The sequence below is a fragment of the Rhodocytophaga aerolata genome (assembly GCF_030503435.1).
Lineage (GTDB): Bacteria > Bacteroidota > Bacteroidia > Cytophagales > 172606-1 > Rhodocytophaga > Rhodocytophaga aerolata.
Window position 1 is genome coordinate 1 of sequence record NZ_JAUKPO010000097.1, and the last position, 5,913, is coordinate 5,913.

5 protein-coding genes and 1 pseudogene are annotated in these 5,913 nt (G+C 34.5%); 3 read left to right on the forward strand and 3 right to left on the reverse strand.

Annotation, left to right across the window (positions count from 1 at the left end; all coding sequences use genetic code 11):
* Positions 1 to 247: 247 nt before the first annotated feature.
* Both Q0590_RS36400 and Q0590_RS36405 read right to left on the reverse strand, forming a co-directional pair.
* Complete coding sequence (locus Q0590_RS36400; RefSeq protein ID WP_302042609.1) at positions 248 to 1,261, reverse strand: PDDEXK nuclease domain-containing protein; 1,014 nt, start codon at positions 1,259 to 1,261, stop codon at positions 248 to 250.
* Between the two features lie 450 nt (positions 1,262 to 1,711).
* Complete coding sequence (locus Q0590_RS36405) at positions 1,712 to 2,752, reverse strand: hypothetical protein (RefSeq protein ID WP_302042610.1); 1,041 nt, start codon at positions 2,750 to 2,752, stop codon at positions 1,712 to 1,714.
* 183 nt (positions 2,753 to 2,935) lie between these two features.
* Here Q0590_RS36405 and Q0590_RS36410 point away from each other — a divergent pair, with 183 nt between their 5' ends.
* The 3 genes from Q0590_RS36410 to Q0590_RS36420 all read left to right on the forward strand — a co-directional run bounded on the left by Q0590_RS36410 (position 2,936) and on the right by Q0590_RS36420 (position 5,423).
* Positions 2,936 to 3,724, forward strand: a complete 789-nt coding sequence (locus tag Q0590_RS36410; protein WP_302042611.1) for a hypothetical protein — start codon at positions 2,936 to 2,938, stop codon at positions 3,722 to 3,724.
* A gap of 521 nt (positions 3,725 to 4,245) precedes the next feature.
* Positions 4,246 to 4,557: a transposase gene (locus Q0590_RS36415; RefSeq protein WP_302042612.1), complete on the forward strand. Its 312-nt coding sequence runs from the start codon at positions 4,246 to 4,248 to the stop codon at positions 4,555 to 4,557.
* A complete protein-coding gene (locus Q0590_RS36420; protein ID WP_302042613.1) occupies positions 4,542 to 5,423 on the forward strand; it encodes an IS3 family transposase in 882 nt (293 codons plus the stop codon). The genes Q0590_RS36415 and Q0590_RS36420 overlap by 16 nt, the downstream gene beginning before the upstream one ends.
* Before the next feature lie 181 nt (positions 5,424 to 5,604).
* On the opposite strand, the pseudogene Q0590_RS36425 reads toward Q0590_RS36420, so the two are convergent.
* Positions 5,605 to 5,913 (reverse strand): annotated as a pseudogene (locus Q0590_RS36425) (hypothetical protein); the annotation flags it as partial.

Here is a 5,913-nt window from a genome sequence, read left to right on the forward strand (position 1 = left end):
AAAGCTAATTCATTTTGAGCCCTTTATGCTTTTACTAATCCATAGTTCACGTTAAGTTAACATTTCATAGGTGCTCCTTTTAAAAACGCAACAGGAATAGTAGGACTCGGGGGATACTTTTGTCTTATAACACTTTTGCATGTATTTTCTGCCTAACATAGATATTTATATCATCCAACAGAGAATATCCGCTGTTTTTGTTCTTAATTATTGAGTAAGAGACACAATCAATATATAGATTTAGACATTATTTCTTTAATTCTGCTTTTAGTTCTGCTACAGTAGGTAGTTTGCCTGTTAAGGAAACAGGTAATTCTTTGGTGAGTTGATATTCTGCCACTCCCATAGGTTTAGTAGAAACTCTTAATGCATATTCTACTTCCAAATTATCTTTTTCAGCACATAAGATAATCCCTATCGCGGGATTCTCACCGTCTAACTTTTCTGTTTGATCCAGCACTTCTAAGTAAAAATTCATTTTCCCGGCATACTCAGGTTTGAACTTGCCGGTTTTCAGTTCTATGGCTACTAAGCACCTGAGTTTTCTATGGAAAAAAAGCAAGTCAATGAAATATTCATTTTCTGCTAACATAATCTTATATTGGCTGCCAACAAAGCTAAATCCATACCCTAGCTCTAACAATAGTTCTTTTACATGGGTGATCATCCTGGATTCTAATTCCTTTTCAAGAACCGGTTTATTGATGCCTAAAAACTCTAAATTATAACTACTCTTGATAGCTTCACTTGCTTGTTCGGCTAAATAAATGGGAAGCGCCTTGTCAAAATTGGTTTGTTTAGGCTCGAGTAGATGCCGTTCATAGGCCTTGGCTTTAATTTGATTGAGCAGTACATCCCGGCTCCATCCCAGCTGGGAGGTAGCTTGGATATAATAGATTCTTTCTGCTTTGTCTTTTACTCTTGCCATCAACAGCAGATTATGGCTCCAGGGAATTTCTCCAACAAGCTGTTGGAGATTTGTATCCTCTCTGTATTCGATATAAAACTGTCGCATATACCATAGGTTCTGCGACGAAAAGCCAACCGTTCCGGAAAACTCCTTTTGAAGGTCCTTAGCTAATTGTTCGACTATTGACTTGCCCCATCCAAACTGCTCCTGCTTGTGTACAATGAGTTGCCCGATATGAAGATAAAGCTTGATCATTTCTTTATTGACAGCCCGGACGGCTTGAATACGAGAACTCATAATTTGCTGCTTAACAGCAGAAAGGAGTTGTAAATAATCGGTTGTCTGGTTCATAGAAGCAATGGCAGAATAAATCAGGATTAAAGTACGCTATTATTTTTAAAAAGAAATAGGGATATAGCGGATTATAGGGGAGAGTCCCATCTTTACCACAAAATGGCCTGTACTTTACGTTCAGGCCATTTTCAATAGTTTTTAAGACATTTTTTGGTAATAGTCTTTCCAAGGCTTTCATATCGTTTGGCTGGCGCACTTGAGATCCATGAGAAAGCTATATAAAATCAAAAAGGCTTGCTCTGCAAAACTCTATAATTGAGGGGGCTATATATCTAAACAGTGGTTTGTTTATTTCTCTTACTGGAATCCGATACCTAGTTAATGTATTCTTGAAAGGTATCATAGTCCATAGCAGAGCAAACTCTTCTGAGTCCTAATAAAAGATTTTCTGCTGTTTGGTCTTTTGTTGAAAAACGAGCATAAATAGCCACTTTACTTTTTTCATTGTTAATCTTTTATAATATCATCGATAAATTCTATTAACTGATCTTCAGATTTTACAGCTTTTGTATTTCTACTTAAGATAGATCCATTGTAACTTGGTTCAATTCTCTTCACAATGGCATCAGGATCCCTAGAGCAAATGTATAATTTTGTATTATCTCTATTGAAGTGCAGTTTAATTTGGTTTTTCAAGTGTGGCTCATTTATCATTGAATTACCAAAAATAATTAGCTTTTCAAATACCTTTAAGTCATTAATGAATTGATGAAAATATTCAGATAAAACATTATCATTTCTAATAATTTGTTCCTTCATATCTGGGTTATTAAATACCATAACCGGATCTTTATTTTCTATGTTGGACTTTGTTTTGTAAGTACTTCCAAAATACCGTTGAAAACGATAAGAACCATGTAAATGAGCAATTAACTGTTTTTGATTAAACAATCCGTTTGGGTCTAGTTCCAATAAACCTTGGATACTACAAAAACCAAAACCATCATTAAACACAAAGCCTTTAGGATTACCTGTTAGTAATGTATCTAATACTCCATCATAATTAGTAGTATATATGTGCAATCCCTGAAGATTATTCTTTCGAATAACTTCTTGAAATTTTACACCAAAATTTGGAAATAATTGTTTTACAGCCCTATAGCCTTCAGATTCTTGATGCTCTCTAAATTCGTTTGCTATCTGCTTAATCTGATCTAAAATAAAATCATTGAATACAACTTTAAGATTGTTTACTATTTCTTTGCTTAAAATCTTTTCGAAGCCTCTAATAGTTGAAAAGAAATCTAAAACAGCATATATCATTCGAATGAGTTCTTCATCAGATAATTGATGTTCCTTGGTGTGCTCTTTAAGATTATTGAAGACAGTATTAAACTTCTCCCAAAGTTTGGTTATATCCTCTATCCTCTTTGCAACATCTACAGTTGAAGCATTTAATATTTTAGGAATATTATCCTTAGGATAGTTTCTAACAAGATCTCTAATCAAATAGTTAAATCCGTTTCCTATAATAAAGGCTACCTTCATTTTCTATTATTTAAAATTTTTATGAACATAAAACTACTGTTTATCATCCATCAATAAAATACCCAAAAAAGTGTATTTTTAACTGGAAAAGAGGGTATATTTTAATAGGGTTTTTCGTCCACAGCTTTACACGAAGAATTTAGCCTGATCTGAAATCCCTTAGATGAATTTCCTTAAAAATATATGGATGAAATTATAAAGTCTCTGATTGAAATATTGAGAGAAGATGGAGATGATAATATTGCAGATTTACTAATAAATTCACGTTTTAACCTTATACAATCAAGTACTTTTGGAAGCAGAGCAAATTCAGTTATTTCAACAGCTGAGATTTATTCTTCACCTAAATTAAATACTTGCCTTACAAGATTAAGAGATGATGATAAAGAAAAGATTAAAAGTGCAATATTTCAAATCTTTCCGATTCAAAGTGACGCCCCTGAAATAATCGATGTTTTGTATAAGGTAGATTTAAGACTACAAGCAGAAAGTATAGAATTTGAATCTATTCCTAAGCCTGACTTTACCAAGCTTGGTTTTTCGGATGACTTAAATAACTTGTTAATATTACGATGGGATGAAAGCAAAAAATGTGTTGATGCAGGTGCTTTCTTAGCTGGGATAATTATAATGGGGAGTCTTTTAGAAGGTGTAATTTTTGGGATGTTACATGCCTATCCAAGAGAAGCAAATACTGCACCTAATGTGCCTAAAAATAATGGCAGAGTAAAACCTTTTACTGAATGGAAACTCATTGAAATGATAGAAGTTTCACACCATAATGGATGGATACAGTTAGATAGAGTACGATTTAGCCATGCATTAAGAGAATTTAGAAATCTGGTTCATCCAAGCTCACAACTTGAACTAAGGAGTTATCCTGATAGGGACACTTGTATTATCTCATGGCACGTAGTTCAAGCAGCATGTCGAGATATTATAAATTGGAAGATAAAACATCCTTCAATATAAATAATACACCTGTAGCTTTGTTTTTTATCCTATTAAAGTAGTTCATTATTTGATCTTTAAAATAGGAGAAATCAGATATCATAAAAGCATCTAGGTTAGTATTTCCACATTAGGTGAATAATGTAAAGTTATAATTGATAAAGCTAAAGAGTGAAAACCACATGCCACGCCTTGATAGATTTTATATAAATTTTAACTTACTATGGGACTCACAGTATCCGATTGATACACTTACAAGAAGATGCCTATCTCTTTATGACCCAATTGATGTTTACGAAGAATATAGGAACATAGATAGCAAAGATATAGCATATGATGTGTTTTGCACTATAAGAATATCAAGATGGGAAGATGAATTAGCTGTAGTCAATAACATAAACTCCTTATTAAAGGAAATCAGGAAAAATTATGAGAAAAATTCCTTGAGATTAATTTATTTTATGCAAACATACAATACACTGTTTGAACCTGCTACCTTTGACTGGACGGTAAGTTAAGCGAAAATAATTACCTTAACGAACATGACAGAAAGAAGAAAGTTTGATAAAGCATTTAAGTTGATGACCGTCGAGCTGTGCCTCTCGGGCAAATCAACTACAGAAGTAGCAGTAGAACTAGGACTGCGTCCCCAACTGGTCAGCCGCTGGAAGCGAGAGTATGAACAAAGAAAGGAAGGCAGTTTTTCAGGGCATGGCAAGCCTGCCTTATCAGCAGAACAGGCGGAAATAACCAGGTTGAAAAAGCAACTGCGGGAGGCAGAAACAGAGAGGGATATACTAAAAAAGGCAGTCAGCATCTTCTCCAAGAACGATGGCAAATTTTTCAATTCATGAAAAAGCACCACTCTATATTTGCTATTGAGAAGATGTGTAAGGTGTTTAAGGTTAGCAAAAGCGGGTATTATCATTGGCTCAAGCGTAAGCCCTCTATCAGGCAGGTAGATGAACAACAAGCCCTTAAGTTGATTAAAGAAATACATCAAGCAAGTAAAAGCCGATATGGTAGTCCAAAAATTACTTATGAACTTAAGAAAAAAGGTGTTTGTATCTCTAGGCAAAGGGTGGCCAGAATCATGAGAAAAGCTAGTATTAGAAGCATCGTTCATAAACGATTTCGAATTTGCACGACTAATTCAAAACATAATTATCCGGTAGCTGAAAACTTATTAAACAGAAACTTTACACCGAAAAATATAGGCAAGGTATGGGTATCGGATCTTACCTATATTAGGACAACTCAAGGCTGGCTATACCTGACAGTGATTGTGGATTTAGCTGACAGAAAAGTGATTGGATGGGCATTAAGCCAAACGATGAAAGCTTCAGACACAGTGATTCCTGCTTGGAAAATGGCCATCACAAATAGGCCCATAACTACTGATTTAATTTTCCACTCCGACAGAGGCGTTCAATTTGCTTGTTGTGAATTTAGAGATGTACTCAAAGTTCAACCGCTGGTAGTCCAAAGTATGAGCCGAAAAGCTAACTGCTGGGATAATGCAGTAGCTGAAAGCTTTTTCAGAACACTAAAAGCTGAACTGATCCATCAGATGGAAGTAAAATCCATGGCAATGACAAAAATTGAAGTTTTTGAATTCATCGAAATCTGGTACAACCGAAAGAGAATACATGCTTCTCTCGGATATATGACACCGGATGAATATGGAATACAACTAAATCACCATCAAAACGCAGCTTAACTTTTTGTCCAGTATTATGTTGCAAGTTCAGTTTGCATACATTGATAGAGAGGGAAAGTATAGACGTATTTTTATAAATCACTATGGTGAAAGAGTATATTGTAACACAAACATTTTTAATTCAGATTCATATATATCATTAAATACGTTTAACTGTCTAACTTTAATAGTGTGAATAGTGTTAAGCTGCAATTTTGCCCCAATTTTCCAGCAAAGGATAGTTAGGGTGATTTTTCAACAACTCAGGCTGTAAATCTAACTTTGTAAATATTGTTTCAAGGTAATTTCGGTTGAAGTATTCACTCTTAAGATCAGCTATAGAAATACTGCTTTTGCCATTTTGTAGGATCTCCCACTTAGCTAAGTTGAGCACAACAAAAACAAAGTTGAAATGGAAAGCAAGTTTATCCTCTTCTCTTGCCTGGCAGTGCTGTATGAGGTACTCCCCATTATTAGGACCAAAAATGGGTAATTGTTGATTGAAATTTCG